13 protein-coding genes are annotated in these 16,677 nt (G+C 31.5%); 6 read left to right on the forward strand and 7 right to left on the reverse strand.

What is annotated here, in order from left to right; genetic code table 11:
* The first annotated feature begins 17 nt into the window (after window positions 1-17).
* A complete protein-coding gene (locus ACH5TW_RS00460) occupies window positions 18-1,799 on the forward strand; it encodes an L-fucose isomerase (protein ID WP_439334507.1) in 1,782 nt (593 codons plus the stop codon).
* Window positions 1,800-1,990: 191 nt separating this feature from the next.
* On the opposite strand, the gene ACH5TW_RS00465 is transcribed toward ACH5TW_RS00460, so the two are convergent.
* Together ACH5TW_RS00465 and ACH5TW_RS00470 are read right to left on the reverse strand one after the other, a co-directional pair.
* Window positions 1,991-2,905, reverse strand: a complete 915-nt coding sequence (locus tag ACH5TW_RS00465) for a GYDIA family GHMP kinase (protein WP_439334508.1) — start codon at window positions 2,903-2,905, stop codon at window positions 1,991-1,993.
* Window positions 2,906-2,908: 3 nt separating this feature from the next.
* Window positions 2,909-4,237 carry a hydroxymethylglutaryl-CoA reductase, degradative gene (locus ACH5TW_RS00470; RefSeq protein ID WP_439334509.1) on the reverse strand — a complete coding sequence of 443 codons (1,329 nt, stop codon included), beginning with the start codon at window positions 4,235-4,237 and terminating at the stop codon, window positions 2,909-2,911.
* Between the two features lie 424 nt (window positions 4,238-4,661).
* Here ACH5TW_RS00470 and ACH5TW_RS00475 point away from each other — a divergent pair, with 424 nt between their 5' ends.
* The 4 genes from ACH5TW_RS00475 to ACH5TW_RS00490 all read left to right on the forward strand — a co-directional run bounded on the left by ACH5TW_RS00475 (window position 4,662) and on the right by ACH5TW_RS00490 (window position 9,415).
* Window positions 4,662-6,218, forward strand: a complete 1,557-nt coding sequence (locus ACH5TW_RS00475) for a peptide MFS transporter (RefSeq protein ID WP_439334510.1) — start codon at window positions 4,662-4,664, stop codon at window positions 6,216-6,218.
* A gap of 69 nt (window positions 6,219-6,287) precedes the next feature.
* On the forward strand, window positions 6,288-8,051 hold the full coding sequence (locus ACH5TW_RS00480) for a peptide MFS transporter (protein WP_439334511.1): 1,764 nt from the start codon (window positions 6,288-6,290) through the stop codon (window positions 8,049-8,051).
* 88 nt (window positions 8,052-8,139) lie between these two features.
* Window positions 8,140-8,610 (forward strand): thioredoxin family protein, encoded by a 471-nt coding sequence (locus tag ACH5TW_RS00485; RefSeq protein ID WP_439334512.1) that lies wholly within the window; start codon window positions 8,140-8,142, stop codon window positions 8,608-8,610.
* Between the two features lie 256 nt (window positions 8,611-8,866).
* Window positions 8,867-9,415 (forward strand): thioredoxin family protein, encoded by a 549-nt coding sequence (locus ACH5TW_RS00490; protein WP_439334513.1) that lies wholly within the window; start codon window positions 8,867-8,869, stop codon window positions 9,413-9,415.
* Between the two features lie 6 nt (window positions 9,416-9,421).
* On the opposite strand, the gene ACH5TW_RS00495 is transcribed toward ACH5TW_RS00490, so the two are convergent.
* The 5 genes from ACH5TW_RS00495 to surE all read right to left on the reverse strand — a co-directional run bounded on the left by ACH5TW_RS00495 (window position 9,422) and on the right by surE (window position 14,356).
* On the reverse strand, window positions 9,422-11,461 hold the full coding sequence (locus ACH5TW_RS00495) for a ComEC/Rec2 family competence protein (protein ID WP_439334514.1): 2,040 nt from the start codon (window positions 11,459-11,461) through the stop codon (window positions 9,422-9,424).
* Window positions 11,462-11,484: 23 nt separating this feature from the next.
* Window positions 11,485-12,057, reverse strand: a complete 573-nt coding sequence (locus tag ACH5TW_RS00500; RefSeq protein ID WP_439334515.1) for a C40 family peptidase — start codon at window positions 12,055-12,057, stop codon at window positions 11,485-11,487.
* A 9-nt stretch (window positions 12,058-12,066) separates the two neighbouring features.
* Complete coding sequence (gene lpxB, locus ACH5TW_RS00505; protein WP_439334516.1) at window positions 12,067-13,179, reverse strand: lipid-A-disaccharide synthase; 1,113 nt, start codon at window positions 13,177-13,179, stop codon at window positions 12,067-12,069.
* A 96-nt stretch (window positions 13,180-13,275) separates the two neighbouring features.
* Complete coding sequence (locus ACH5TW_RS00510; RefSeq protein WP_439334517.1) at window positions 13,276-13,557, reverse strand: hypothetical protein; 282 nt, start codon at window positions 13,555-13,557, stop codon at window positions 13,276-13,278.
* 22 nt (window positions 13,558-13,579) lie between these two features.
* Window positions 13,580-14,356 (reverse strand): 5'/3'-nucleotidase SurE, encoded by a 777-nt coding sequence (gene surE, locus ACH5TW_RS00515; RefSeq protein ID WP_439334518.1) that lies wholly within the window; start codon window positions 14,354-14,356, stop codon window positions 13,580-13,582.
* A 179-nt stretch (window positions 14,357-14,535) separates the two neighbouring features.
* Here surE and ACH5TW_RS00520 point away from each other — a divergent pair, with 179 nt between their 5' ends.
* Complete coding sequence (locus ACH5TW_RS00520; protein ID WP_439334572.1) at window positions 14,536-16,674, forward strand: carboxy terminal-processing peptidase; 2,139 nt, start codon at window positions 14,536-14,538, stop codon at window positions 16,672-16,674.
* Window positions 16,675-16,677 lie beyond the last annotated feature (3 nt).

The raw sequence follows: 16,677 nt of genomic DNA on the forward strand, positions 1-16,677 counted from the left end.
AATAAAATATATTAAGAATGAATTATAAAAATTTAATTGGGCATTTACCAAAAATAGGCATCAGACCTGTTATTGATGGTAGATTAGATGGTGTTAGAGAATCTCTTGAGACATCAACTATGAATATGGCAAAAATTGCAGCTGAATTTTTGTCTAAAAATTTAAGACATGCTGATGGCAGTAAAGTAGAATGTGTCATTTCAGATACCTGTATTGGTGGCGTTGCAGAAGCAGCAGCATCTGCCGATAAATTTTCAAGAGAAGGTGTTGGTGTTAGTTTAACGGTTACACCTTGTTGGTGCTACGGTAGCGAAACTATAGATATGGATCCTTCAATACCGAAAGCTATTTGGGGTTTTAATGGAACCGAGCGTCCTGGAGCTGTTTATTTAGCAGCAGCTTTAGCAGGACATAATCAAAAAGGAATTCCAGCCTTTGGTATTTACGGAAGAGATGTTCAAGATAGCGATGATACCAGTATTCCTGAAGATGTTCAAGAAAAATTACTCCTTTTTGGAAAAGCAGGATTAGCAGTAGCAACTATGAAAGGGAAATCATATTTATCTATGGGATCTGTTTCTATGGGAATTGCAGGTTCCATTCTAGATCCTAATTTCTTCGAAAGCTATTTAGGTATGCGTTGTGAAAATATCGATATGTCTGAATTTATTAGACGTATAGAACAAGAAATTTACGATAAAGAAGAATTTACAAAAGCACTCGCTTGGGCAAAAGCAAACTGTAAAGAAGGTAAAGATTATAATCCGGAAGACAGACAGAAATCAAGAGCCGAATTAGATAAAGATTGGGAGTTTGTTGTAAAAATGGCATTAATTTGTCGCGATTTAATGATAGGCAATCCTAAATTAAAAGACATAGGTTATGCCGAAGAAGCCTTAGGTAGAAACGCTATTTCTGGAGGTTTTCAGGGGCAACGTCAATGGACAGATCATTTCCCTAATGGCGACTTTATGGAAGCAATTTTAACATCCTCTTTCGATTGGAATGGCATTAGGCAACCTTTTATGTTCGCCACAGAAAACGATAGTTTAAATGGTATCTCTATGTTATTCGGACATTTAATAACAGGTGCTGCACAAATATTTAGCGATGTTCGTACTTATTGGAGTCCAGATGCCGTAAAACGTGTTACGGGGCATACTTTAACAGGCGATGCTTCAAACGGATTTATTCATCTTATAAATTCTGGAGCATCAGCATTAGATGGTACAGGAGAACAAGAAATTGATGGTAAACCTGCTATGAAACCTTGGTGGGATATCACCGAAAACGAAGTAGAAAAATGTTTAGAAAACACCACTTGGGGACCAGGTATGTTAGAGTATTTTAGAGGCGGCGGTTTTTCATCTACCTTTAAAACAAAAGGCGGTATGCCAGTAACCATGTGCCGAATTAATATTGTAAAAGGAATTGGACCTGTATTGCAAATTGCCGAAGGAAAAACCATAGAACTTCCCGAAGATGTACATAATACAATAAACGAGCGTACCAACCCTACATGGCCAACCACTTGGTTTGTGCCAAATTTAACGGGCAAAGGCGCGTTTAAAGATGTTTATAGCGTTATGGCAAATTGGGGTGCCAACCACGGTGCGTTCACCTACGGGCATATTGGAGCCGATTTAATTACGCTGGCTTCCATGTTAAGAATTCCTGTGAATATGCATAATGTGTCCGAAGATAAAATATTCCGTCCAAGTGCCTGGGCATCTTTTGGTATGGATCCAGAATCATCAGATTATAGAGCATGCGCAACATATAAAGCTTTGTATAGCTAAAAATATAATTAGGGCGTTACCTTTATCCTGAATTTAGTTCAGGAACAGGTCGGGCTTTCAGCAGTCGCTTTTTTGTGTTGCATATGTGCAACAACACAAAAAGAGCTTCAACAAATGCTTCAATCCCTAACGCAAAAAAGGGACTTCGATAAAACATCGAAGTCCCTTTTTTTAATTTATGAAAAACATGCTTAAAATTTCAAAACCATATCCTCATAAGAGATTATAGTTTCAAAACCTTTATTCTTAAAATAATTTTCAGGATGTTCTTTCGCAGTAACTAAAACAAAATCGCCTCCCCAAGCTCCAAGACTTTTTACAGAGCCATTAAAATCTTTAAACAATGCATCTTTTACAGTGTCTTGTTTTGTTATTTTAGAAATTAAGCTTTCATGTTGCTTAGTTAAAGCATCAAAAGTGTCTAAAGTTTTACAGCTAATCATACTTGTTGTAATATCATTTATTTCAGAAATAACAGATTCTAAATTACTTTTATTAGCCTTGTAAGTTGCAATGCCATCACGACTATTTTGTTTTTTATTTAAGTAAACAAAATATAAGTGTTCTTTAAACGTCGGATTAAAATTAACCGGATTTATAACTGTGTTTTCCTTTTGTAATTGATAAGTGATTGGAGTATTGTTTTGTGCGCAAGCAATGTCATAGCCGCTACCACCAAAAGTTAGCTTAAGCAATTCAAAAGCATCCACATTTGCCCATTGCGCAACATTATTTATTAAAGTAGAAGAGGTTCCCAGCCCCCAGTTTTTTGGAAACGTAAGCGACGTGGTTATTTTAAATCCGTTATTTGTATTTAAGAAATTAGGATTTAGAGTTTTTACGGCATTCAGAATTTGAATGACTCTTTCAGAAATAGCATTATTAGGGTTTGAAAAACCAGAAGTAATTTGCTCTATTAAAAAAGTATCTTCAAACCAAGTAGAGCCAAGTTCATCTAAACTTGTCCAAATAATTTTAGGTTCATCAATAGATTCAATAGTTAATGATTGTCCTTGCTTTGTAGGAACAGCAAGCGATAAAGCGCCATCTAGAACCACATATTCTGCAGTAAGTAAAAGTTTTCCGTTGCTATAGTACTTCTGCATTCGCTAATTGTTGTTCTTAAGTCTTAAATCTTTAATAGCTTTAACCACCGCACTGTGTGATACTGTATTATTTTTAAAATGTTCTGTTAGCGTTTCCTTTTCAATAGCAGTCGCTTCAAACTGATTTAAAATATTCATCAAGTGCATTTTCATATGTCCTTCTTGAATTCCAGTTGTTATAAGCGATCGTAAAGCGGCAAAATTCTGAGCTAAACCAGCAACTGCAACAATTTGCATTAACTCTTTAGCACTTGGATGATGCAATAATTCTAACGATAATTTTACTAACGGGTGTAAGCCTGTAAGTCCGCCAACAGTACCTAATGCCAAAGGAATTTCCATCCAAAAGGTAAATATGCCGTTTTCAACTTTAGCGTGCGATAAGCTACTGTATTTTCCGTTTCTTGATGCATATGCATGTACACCAGCTTCAACAGCTCTAAAGTCGTTACCTGTAGCTAAAACAACAGCATCAATACCATTCATAATGCCTTTGTTGTGAGTTACAGCTCTGTACGGTTCAACTTCAGCAATGTTTACAGCTTGAACAAATTTATTAGCAAACTCTTCAGAAGAAATAGTGTTGTTTTCATTTAAATCTTCAGTTTTACAACTTACTTCGGCACGAACTAAACAGTCTGGAACATAGTTAGAAAGTATACTCATAACTATTTGAATGTTTTTTTCTTCAGCAGAAAAAGCATCAAAAACTAAAGCTTCACTTTTAAAAGTTTTAGCAAATTGTTCTAAACATGAATTAATAAAATTAGCACCCATAGCATCTAAAGTTTCAAATGATGCATGTAGTTGGTAATAGCCTTTTATATCTTGTGTTTTGTCTCGTAATTCAATATCTAAAATACCGCCACCACGCTTTTCCATGTTTTTGGTTATGTGTGTGGCATCTTTTATTAGTTTTGGTTTTACGTTATTAAAAAAGCTTTTTAATGTTTCTACATCGCCGTAAAACATAAAATGTACCTGACCAATTTTTGTTGTCGAAATAATTTTTGTTTTAAAACCACCTCGATCCATCCAAAATTTAGCAGCTTTACTAGCTGCAGCAACTACCGAGCTTTCTTCAATAGCCATGGGGATGGTGTATAATGTATCGTTTATTAAAAAATTAGGCGCCACACCAAGTGGTAAATAGTAATTGGTAATGGTGTTCTCAATAAACTCGTCGTGTAGCTGTTGTAGTTTTTCGTTGGTATTCCAATATTGTTTTAAGATCCCTTTAGCTTCTTCGGCATTAGAAAAATAAGTTTCAACAATCCAATCAATTTTTTTAGATTTTGATAGTTTTGAAAAACCAGCAATAGATTTACTCATAAAATGTTAATTTACAAAGCAAAGATACCACTCTTCGCATGAAAATAGAAAAGCATGTTTTAAATTTGAAAATATTTAAGTGTTAATTTAAAAGGTTTTTTACTTAAATTTTAGTAAACTTGACATCGTTTTGCGAAATAAATATCATTTTTAATGGAATACCTAAAATTCTCCTTTTATATTTGTACTTTTTTTAATTGTAATTTTATCACTAGAAGCAAAGTGATGGGGGGTAAATTTCTTAGTCAAATAAATTTAATATTTGTTTTTTATACATCAAACATATTTATGCAGTATTTAATAATGGTATAAATGTATATTAAAAAATCATTAACTTCATCGAACAAAGCTTAGAGGAGTTAGAAAGGTGAATTAAAAGCTAATGTAATTAAAAAATAACTTAATATTAACTAACCATAAATTTATGTCAGATACAATATTGAAACCGCATCAAAGAGAACTCTTTGGTCAACCAATAGGATTGTACGTGTTGTTTTTAACCGAAATGTGGGAACGTTTCTCATATTATGGAATGCGTGCTTTATTAGTGTTGTATATGACAACCTCTACTCTTGGTGATGATGTAAGGGGGGCTGGTTTAGGGTGGACAAATAAAGAGGCTTTAGCATTATATGGCTGGTATACCATGTTGGTTTATGTAATGTGTATTATTGGAGGTATGATAGCCGATAAATTAGTTGGTCAGAAAAAGGCTGTGTTGTTTGGTTCTATTACTTTATGTTTAGGGCATGGAGTGCTTGTGTTAACTGATATTTGGGCTTTTTATACAGGTTTAGGATTGGTTATTTTAGGAGTTGGTTTATTAAAACCCAATATTTCTACCATGGTAGGAGGTCTTTATAAGGAAGGAGATATAAGGAGAGATAAAGGGTTTAGTATATTTTATATAGGTATTAATTTAGGAGCTTTTCTCTCAACTATGATTGTTGGTGGTGTTGTAGCAAAATGGGGGTGGCATGCAGGTTTTGGTTTGGCAGGGATAGTGATGGTTTTAGGTTTGATTAATTATATTGCAGGTCAAAAATACTTGACTCTTGTAGGTGATTTTGTTTCAACCAAGAACGATGTTGATCATGTTTCTTATGCTAAATTGTATGGGAAATTATTACACTCACCTAAACAGCTATTGATAGCTGGGGTTTTATTCGTTTTATCAATTTATGGGTGGTATAAAATGGATTGGGGTTATGGTTTGTTATTTTTATTCTTAACAACGATTACTTCTCTATTGATGATGATTTATAAAGATTTGGAGTCTCAAATTTTTAAAGATCGATTTGTAGTGTTATTACTATCATTTATTATGGTTATAATTTTTGGAGCAGCATTTGAACAAGCTGGAGGGTTGATGAATTTATACACTGATACTAAAACAGACAGAGTTCTTTTAGGGTGGGAAATTCCAACAGTTATGTTTCAAAGCCTAAACGCAGGTTTTATTATATTATTTGCAACACTTGTCGCTGGTTATTGGGCTTCAAGAAAGTTGAAAGGCAATGAGGCATCATCATTATTTAAAATGGCCATCGGTATTATTATTATGGGGTTTGGCTTTTTGTTTATGGTTTTTGCTGCTATGGAATTTGAAAGATCAGGAACTTCTAGTATGATATGGTTAGTTCTTGCTTATTTTTTTCATACTATTGGTGAGTTGTGCCTTTCACCTGTCTCTCTTTCTTTTATAACCAAGTTAGCTCCTGCTAAATATGCTTCTTTAATGATGGGTGTTTATTTTGCTACTTCTGGTTTAGGAAATAAGGTTGCTGGTGTTGTTGGTGAATTTGCTTCTGATTTTGGTGAATACACCGTGTTTATGGGGATATTTGTGTTTACTATTATTATTGGACTTGTATTTATTTTAATTTTAAAGCCATTGAAACGATTGACTCATGGCGCTGAAGATAATGAACGTATGATGCATAAAGTTCAAGCTGAAGGCTTTGAACTAGCAGATGATTAAACATATATTAACCTGATGGGTTTTAAACTTATTAGGTTTCTTTTTTATAACAACCAATTTTTTTTATTTATGAATACAGATATTGAAAACCTTTTTAAAGATAAAGTTTTAGGACATCCTGCAGGATTGTTTGTTTTGTTTTTTACAGAAATGTGGGAACGTTTTTCTTATTATGGAATGCGATCACTTTTAGTGTTGTTTTTTACGGCATCAATAATGGATGAAGGTTGGGGATGGCCTCGTGAGTGGGCATTTGCAATTTTTGGTACATATACTTCTTTGGTATATCTTTCAACTATGTTAGGGGGGTATTTTGCAGATAATGTCATAGGTATAAGAAAAGCTGTTGTTATTGGAGCTTTGTTAATGACGCTAGGTCATGCTTGTATGGCTTTAGAAACACCGTTTTTTATCTATTGTGGTTTAGGGTTGTTAGTTATTGGTAGCGGATTTTTTAAGCCAAATATGACTTCTATTATTTCAGAGATGTATGAAGGAAAGGCTGAAAAGAAAGATGGTGCTTATACTATTTTTTATATGGGTGTTAATGCAGGTGCCTTTTTAGGAATTTTATTATGTGGTTATCTAGGAGAGAAAATAGGATGGTCATGGGGATTTGGTGTTGCAGGTATATTTATGTTATTTGGTTTATTACAATTTTGGTATGCACAAGGCATTTTTGGTGAAATTGGTAAAGGTGTAAAAAATAAGAATATAGATATTATAGATGATATTGTTAATTCTGAAGCTTCAACTGAAGAAGCGCGTAATCCATTTACAAGTGTTCAGAAAATAATGATTTTGGTGTCAGCTTTGTTAGGTTTAGCATGGATTTTTAATGATCCAATTTCAAAAATATCTGAAGGTGAATATAATTTGTTTTCATTTAATATAGGGGCTTTATCAGGTTCCAATGCAGCGATATTATTGGCTTTGGTGATTTTTATTATTTTATTATTAATACGTATTCCTCGTTATTCTCCAATATTGCGTGATAAAATGATTGCTGTTGTTTTCTTTGCTTTTGTTACTATTTTCTTTTGGGCAATTTTTGAGCAATCACCAAGTTCCTTAACAGTTTTTGCTAAAGATTATACTCAAAGGACTTTGGTGGGTGAAACAGGTTTTATTTTTAAAATAGTTAATTCATTAATGACAATTATTCCATTGGGTATTATTACATGGGTTTTGTTTTTATTATTTAAAAAGACTTTTGGAAAATATGCGTTGTCAAATATCTTTTTATCAGTAAGTTTTTTAATTGTTTGGGCTATTGCTATTTGGATGCTTTCCGCAGAATTTCAGAAAGATACAACGGAGGTTCCAGCTTCATGGTTTTCAATATTAAATTCCTTATTTATTATCACTTTAGCGCCGTTATTTTCTAAGTGGTGGGAAAGTAAGTACAACCCAAATGCTAATATGAAATGGGCAATTGGTATGTTCTTATTAGGTTTAGGTATGGCTTGTGTTGCTATTGGTGCTTCAGATATTGAGCCTGGAGCAAAAACGGCCTCAGTAAGTATGATTTGGTTAATTCTAGTTTATTTATTTCATACTATGGGAGAATTATGTGTGTCTCCAGTTGCATTATCATATGTTAGTAAATTGGTGCCAGCAAGAATGATAGCTTTTATGTTTGGAATTTGGTATTTAGCAGTTGCAATCGGTATGAAATTAGCAGGTGTTTTTGCTGAATCTTCTGAAGCTATAGCTAGAGAAAGTGGATTAAGTAGCTTCTTTTGGATTTTAACAGCTGTTTCGGTTGGTTTAGGGGTTTTGTCTGCTATATTATATCCAGTTATTAAAAAACTAATGCATGGTGTGCGTTAATCGAATAAATAACTAAAAAACACTCAAAAAGCTCCAGATTAGGAGCTTTTTTTGTAAGTTCGGAGCAGATTTTGCAACAAATTGAATTATGAAAAGAATAATAATATTATTACTATTAACCGTTTCGGTGTTTTTAAAAGGTTTTGCTCAAGAAGATTTAACTTGGCATACAGATATGGATAAAGCCTATGAAATTGCAACAAAGGAAAATAAACCCCTTTTGTTGTTCTTTACAGGATCCGATTGGTGTGGTTGGTGTATTAAATTGCAAAACGAAGTTTTAAAAACTGCCGATTTTAAAAAATGGGCTAAAGATAATGTGGTTTTAGTAGAGTTAGATTTTCCTAAAAGAAAAGTGTTGGATCAGAAGCTTCAAATTCAGAATGCGCAAATGCAAAGAATGTTTCAAGTAAGAGGTTATCCATCTATACATTTTGCGAAGCCAGAAAAAGCGGAAGACGGTAAGAAAAGTTTAAGTAAGCTTGGAAGTACCGGGTATGTTCGTGGTGGTGCTACAAAGTGGTTGGAAGTAGCAAATAACTTTGTTAAAAATATTTAAGCCTTATTTCTATAGACATACCGGGAGTTTCTTTACGATTGAATCTACTCATAAACAAATACAAGTAAGAGAGTTAATCAGAAAAAAAAGTTAAATAATATTTAAAAAGCTCCTAATTAGGAGCTTTTTATGTAAGTTAGGTATAACATTTGTACCTAAAGTTATTACTAAGCAATCATAATTAAGTTTTTGATACTCACGAAAATGATTAAATGAATGTTGCGCATAACAGATAAAAAACAATAATTATAAATACATGAAAAAAACAATATATATATTACTGATAGCTGTTTTTACAACAGTATGCACAACTGCTCAAGAAATTAACTGGGTATCTTTTGAAGAAGCTCTAGAGCTTCAGAAAAAAACGCCTAAAAAAATTATGATGGATGTTTATACCAGTTGGTGTGGCCCTTGTAAAATGCTCGATAAAAATACTTTTCACAACGAAGATGTTGTAAAGTATGTCAATGAACATTATTATGCTGTTAAATTTAATGCAGAAGGAAATGATGTAGTTAATTATAAAGGTAAAAAGTTTTCAAACCCTAATTATAATCCAGCATTAGCTAATAGACGAAATTCTGTACACGAATTATCTAGATATTTTCAAGTTCAAGCTTATCCAACTATTGTTTTTATGGATGAAACAGGTGAGCTTATTGCTCCAATAAAAGGGTATCAACAACCTGCAGGTTTAGAGTTGTATTTAAAAATGTTCAAAACAAATGATCATAAAAAAATAACAACTCAAGAAGAATTTAGCGAGTATTATAAAGCGTTTAAATCTGAGTTTAAGAGTTAATAGCTTCTAGTAGCTAATAATAAAAGCTCCCTTTTTACTAGTTTGGTGAAAAGGGAGCTTTCTTTTTTTACAAATAGCCTCCCAGCTTTCAATATACGATTTGTAATTACTGCCATCGGCAATAATATACTTTGGTTTTATAGAATCTATAAGTCGGTTTAAGTTAATTTTTGGCGATTGTCTTAATAATATATAGTCAGGGTTAAACGATTTTATATTGTAAGTTCCTAAGCTGTCTATTACAAATAGTGTTGTTTTATTTAGTAAATAAATAGATTGAATGGAGTCTTTTTCAATAGTATTAATATGGCTTCCAACAGTATAGTCTTTTATAATATTACTTTTTATTTGCGTTATACTATCAAAATCATGTGCGATAGTTGTTTTGTTTTTTGTGGTATTTCCTAGCAAACTATATCTGCTTTTATGAAATACAATAAATTCATTTTTAGGTTTATTAAAATTAGTATAAATAATAGAACATTGAAAAACAAGAATGCTTATTAAAAATAATTTCAAATTATAGAAATGCCATTTCTTAATAAGTTTTATAAAAGCAATTATTAATAAATATGAGGTGAAAACATATAATAAGCTAAAAGCAATATCTTTAAATAAAAAGGATTCTTGTTTAGAAATCCAACTTATAAAATGATTCATATAACCAATAATACTTCCGTAGGTGTTTGCTATAAATTGTGGTAATAAGTTTACTGTGGCTAGTAAAATGACAAGGATTCCAAAACCTAAAATAAGCCCTAAAAGTGGAATAATTACCAAATTCGATATAAAAAATAAGCTAGGAAATTGATGGAAATAATATAAGCTTAAAGGAATAATTCCAAATTGAGCAGATATGGTTATAGTAAATGTGTGCCAATATATATCAATGATTTTATTTTTAGGTTTCCATAAATTATATAATAACGGATCTATTACAACAATAGCAAAAACAGCTAAGTAGCTTAATTGAAAACCAACGTCAAACAAAAACATAGGTTTGAATAGTAAAATAATAAACATAGATATTGCCAACGTATTGTATAAGTTGGTCGGTCTTTTAAGATTCATGGCAATAGCAACAATACAAAACATGGTAACAGCGCGCGTTACAGAAGCAGATAATCCTGATATTAATGCAAAACTCCATAAAATAGCAACTAGTAAAATAGTTTTAATGAGTTTACCTTGTTTAAAGTTTTCTAGAGGTTTAAAAATAAAATTAAGAATAAGTAAAATAATACCAACATGTAAACCTGAAACAGCCAAAATATGTATGGCGCCAGCATTGGTATAACTACTATAAACTTCTTTACTAATATCTTGTCGTTGGCCAAGTAAAAGCGCATTAATTATAGCAAGTTCATTAAGGTTAAAATGGTAAGGTTTTAGTTTCCTGTTAATATAGTTTCTTATGTTGTTTGCAATGCCAAACAAAGTATGTGTTTCACTATTAACTTTTAAAAGTGATTTGTTAGAAATAAAAATTTGATGGTAAATATATTTTTTCTTTAAATAGTTTTTATAATCAAATTGATGCGGATTTAGAGGGTGAATTAAATCTTTAAATGTTGTTTTACTAATAAAAATAGCATCAACTTTTAAGGGAGATTGTGTTGAATCTTTTTCAATATTTAAAAGTGATTTTCCTGAAACGTTTTTGTCTTCAATATTTAATATATCAATAATATATTTGTCGTAATAATTACCAGGTTTTAAGACTTCTCTAATTCTAAATGTGATAGTTTTAGAAGAGTCTGTTTCTTTTGAAATATTATTAGTATAATGATTTGAAAAGTTTTTTTGATTGTGAATGCTAGTTGTTAAAACCCCAACAAGTATCATTAAAATAAATGCTGAAACACCAAACCAAATAGTTTTTGTAAATTGATTTCTAGCTATAAAAAAAAATAGTAATAAAAACCCAAAAAGAACACATATTGTATATAATATTGAGTTTAAAGAAAGATTTGTTAGAGACCCAATTATAATGCCTAAAATAAGGCAGATAGTTAATTTAATTATAGCGAAGTTGAGTAATTTCATACTCGACTAATATAAGAAATATCTTATAATATTTTACGAGCTTCAAAAAAGGCTTTATGCCAATACGTTTCATTTAGCCATGATGTAATAACGCCTTTGCTACTTGTGGCATGAATAAATTGAATGTTATTGTTTTTTATAGCAACAATTAATCCTACGTGATTAATGGTGTTTCTTTTGTTTCCAGTTTTAAAGAATAATAAATCGCCTTTAATAACATTTTTTAATGAAACTTTTTTGCCTCGTTTTGCCATGTCTCTTGATATTCTAGGTAATAAAATATCGTAAGCTTTAAAAGATTCAAAAATTAGTCCAGAACAATCCATTCCAGATTTTGTGGTGCCACCCCATTTGTAGCGTACACCTTCAAACTGCTTTGCGTAATTTATTATGTTTTCTGATGTTGTATATGCATTGGTTCTAGAGCGAACATGATTGTTTTTAGTGTCAGTAATAATTTCATCTTTCGTATTTACAACATCAATTTTTTTTGTGATTACTCTTGAAGAAGATGTTTTTCTGCTTTTAGCTCGCTTTGAAGATTTACAACTGCTAAAGCTTGCTATTATTATGAGTATTAAAACAATTTGCTTCATCTAAATAATTTAGGCTTTAATAGTGTTGTAAATTAATTCCGCTGTTTTTTTACTGGCACCTTTTCCGCCTAAGGCTTTCTCTAAATCGTAATAATCAACAAAAAGCTTTTTACGTGTTTCTGTATTTAAAATATTTTCAAGTTCTTTTTTTAGGCTTTTTTTATTGAAATTGTTCTGAATAAGTTCGGTAACAACTTCTTTATCCATAACTAAGTTTACTAGCGAAATATATTTTAGTGTAATAATTTGCTTTGCAATAAAGTATGAAATTGCACTTCCTTTATAGCAAACTACTTGTGGTACTTTAAATAAAGCTGTTTCTAAAGTTGCTGTGCCCGATGTTACTAATGCAGCAGTTGATATGCTTAATAAGTCATACGTTTTATTTGCAATAAATTGTACTTGCGATGATTTAATAAAGGTTTGGTAAAAACTATAATCTTGACTTGGTGCTCCAGCAATTACAAATTGGTAATCTGGAAAATCATTTACTAGACTAAGCATTACAGATAGCATTTCTTTTATTTCTTGCTTTCTACTCCCAGGAAGTAAAGCTATAATGGGATTGTCTCCTAGTTTATGTGTTTTTCTAAATTCATATTCATCTACTTGATTTCTGTTAGATATAGCATCAATAAGCGGATGTCCTACAAATTCAACTTTATAGTTGTATTTGTTATAAAAATCTTTAACAAAAGGAAAAATCACATACATAGCATCTATATCATGCTTAATAGCTTTCACTCTGCTTGCTCTAGAAGCCCATACTTGTGGTGAAATATAATAGTGGGTTTTAAAATTTTCTTGTTTTGCCCATTTTGCGATGCGTAAATTAAAACCAGAATTGTCTATAAAAATAACAACATCGGGATTAAAATTTTTAATATCTTCTTTACAAAAGGAAATGAGTTTAAATATTTTATTGAGGTTCATAATAACTTCAATAAATCCCATAAATGCACGCTCTTTGTAATGTTTTACTAAGGCGCCGCCAGTGGCTTGCATGAGGTCGCCACCCCAAAATCTAATATCGGCATTTACATCTTCATTAAGTAGTTCTTTCATTAGGTTTGAACCATGTAAATCTCCCGATGCTTCTCCAGCAAGAATGTAATATTTCATGTGATAATATTATTTGTATTCACCTGTCACATGTAACCTTGTAATAATTGAAAAAAGCATTTCTGTAATAAATTCTTTTCAATCAATTTGGTTTCATTAAAAGAGTTTAAAAACAAAAGTAAAAACTGCAATAAAAACAGTGATTAATAAAACGCCTCTAGCTCTATAGTCCTGTTTTTTTCTTATAAAAATAAAAAAGGCAATTAAGTTTAAAATAGCTCCTAGGCTAATTAGTTTTCCTAAAAATCCTTCACTTGCAGCTGCCTTAATTACAGTTGTAAAATCATCACCTTGTCCTAATAAATTAGCTGCTCCAAAAAGGCCGATCGTATTAGCTATAAGTCCTACAAACATACCTATAAAAATTTCTTTTCTCATTTATATTGATTTTTTTCAATAACTATTTTAAATCCCAATTGTTTAAGTTTTTAATAAAGTAATGTGCTGTTAAATCAAATTGAACAGGAACTAAAGAAATATAGCCATTTTTTAAAGCCCATTCATCAGTATCTTCACCACTATCTAAATTAACAAATTTTCCAGTAAGCCAATAATAATCTTTTCCTTGAGGTGTTTTACGCTTATCAAATTCTTCTACCCAATTAGCTTTTGCTTGTCTGCAAATTTTAATGCCTTTTATTTCTTTTTCAGAAAGGTTAGGGATATTAACATTTAAAACAACACCGTTAGGTAAGTCTTCCTTTAAAACATTTTCGGTAATGGTTTTAATGTATGTTTTCGATGCTTTAAAATTGGCATTCCATGTGTAATCAAGCAACGAGAATCCTATGGCAGGAATACCTTCAATACCAGCTTCAATGGCAGCGCTCATGGTACCAGAGTAAATAACATTTATAGAAGAATTAGAGCCATGGTTTATGCCTGAAACACATAAATCTGGTTTTCTGGGCGATAACTCTCTAATAGCTAATTTAACACAATCGGCAGGTGTGCCAGAGCAGCTGTACTCTTTTTTTTGAGTTTTATCATCTATATTAATCTCTTCGGCATGCAGGGTCGAATCTAGAGTAATAGCGTGCCCCATACCGCTTTGTGGGCTGTTGGGAGCTACCACAATAACGTCACCTATAGTTTCCATGATGCTTATAAGCATCCTAATACCAGGAGCAGTAATCCCGTCGTCATTAGTAACTAAAATTAGTGGTTTGTTTGTCATGCGTAAACTTAAAAGGTGTCGCTAAAATACATAATTTCCTCAGTAAACTGCTTATTTCTTTGGTTTAACAAAAAATTAGTAACAATTGCCTTTATTGGCATGGTTTTTTCTTTATTTTAGTGAAAAAATGTTGGGCTTTGTTTTTGTGTGCCATGAAAAATAAATTTATGAAAAGAATTATGAAGAGAAATTATAAAATACTATCAATGTTATTATTACTGGCTTTTGCTTCGTGTAGTTTCATGTCTAAAACGTTTAGTAACCCAGATAAGGATAAATTATTAATTCAAGTAATTACCTTTGTTTTAGAGCAAGGGCATTTTGATCCGGTGGATATAAATGATGATTTTTCAGCTGAATTATTTAAAGATTATGTGAAAATTATAGATCCGGTAAAACGTTATTTCTATCAATCGGATATTAAAGATTTCGAAAAATATAAGTTAAATATTGATGACCAATTAAAAGCTACAGATATTACATTTTTTAATGTAACAAATGAAAGATTGCTTATACGTATTGATGAGGCTAAACAAATATATAGAGATTTATTATCTAAGCCTTTTGATTATGCTATTGATGAAACTTATGAAACAGATTATGATAAAATAGGCTTTGCTAAAAGTAAAAAAGAAATGAAAGACAGGTGGAGAAAATTACTTAAATTTTCTACACTTTCTAATTATGACGACCTTCAAACAGAAGAAAAACAACTTAAAGAAAAAGATGCGTCCTACATAATGAAAACAGATGCAGAAATAGAAAAACAAGCAAGAGAATCAACTTTAAAATCGCTAGATATTTTATTTAACGATTACATAGATGATAAAGAGCGAGAAGATTACTTTGCAGAATATGTAAATACAATTGTAGAAGAGTTTGATCCTCATACTTATTATTTGGCACCTAGAAACAAGGAAGATTTCGATCAGCGTATGTCTGGTAAACTTGAAGGTATTGGAGCCAGACTTCAAAAAAGAATGGATTATATTAAAATTGTAGAATTAATTTCAGGTGGTCCAGCATGGAGAAGTAATGAACTTGAGGTAGAAGATATTATTTTGAAAGCAAAACAAGAAGATGAGGAATTCCCTGTAGATCTTGTTGGTATGCGAATTAGTGATGCTATTAAATACATAAAAGGACCAAAGGGAACTAAGGTGACTTTAACGATAAAGAAAGTAGATGGTTCTATAGAAGATGTAACTATTACAAGAGATGTAGTTGAGTTAGTTGAAACCTATGCAAAAGCATCGTTGGTTACAAAAGACAATAAAAAGTTTGGTGTTATTAATTTACCTGCATTTTATGTAGATTTTAAAGATTATAAAAATGTTAATGCAGCCAAAGATGTTAAAAAAGAAATTGAGAGATTAAAGGCTGATGGAATGCAAGGTTTAGTATTAGATTTACGTAATAATGGAGGTGGTTCTTTGCCAGCAGTTGTTGAAATGGCTGGTTTGTTTATAAAAGACGGACCTATTGTTCAAGTACGTTCTACAGGAGAAGCAAAAGATGTTTTAAGCGATAGAGATAAGTCTATTTCTTGGGATGGGCCATTAGTTATTTTGGTAAATGAAATATCGGCTTCTGCTTCCGAAATTATGTCTGCAGCAATGCAAGATTATAAAAGAGCTGTTATTATTGGAAGTAAACAAACCTATGGAAAAGGGACAGTTCAAAATGTTGTAAACCTGAATAATATGCTAAGAAATAATACTAGTGGAGATCTTGGTGCATTGGCGGTAACAACTCAAAAATATTATAGAATTAATGGAGGGTCTGTGCAATTAGAAGGCGTTAAAAGTGATGTAGAAGTACCTGGTAGATTTAGCTTTATTAATGTAGGAGAAAAAGATAAAGATAATCCGTTGCCTTGGGATGAAATTGATGCAGCGAAATTTACGCCATGGGAAAATTATTTTGATTATGATTCAACAATTACCAAAAGTAAAGACCGTATGAGTAATAATGGGCAGTTAAAACTTATTGAAGAAAATGCTAAATGGGTGAAGAGTAAAATAGATGAAACACTTTATTCTTTAAATTATAAAAAATATAAAGCAGAATTAGAGAAGAATGAAGAAGAAGCCAAACAATTTGATGCCATATCAGATTATAAAACAAATTTAACGTTTGATTCTACGACTTTTGAAAAATCTCTTTTTGAAAGCGATACTACCGATTTAAAAGAAAAGCGCGAGCGTTGGCATCAGAGTTTGAGTCAAGATGTATACGTAGAAGAAGCCTTAAATGTTTTAGAAGATTTAAAAACGTCGTATCCTATTAAAAATGTAGCATCTGCTGTAAAAAACTAAGAT

It is taken from the genome of Thalassobellus sediminis, from assembly GCF_044386045.1.
Lineage (GTDB): Bacteria > Bacteroidota > Bacteroidia > Flavobacteriales > Flavobacteriaceae > Thalassobellus > Thalassobellus sediminis.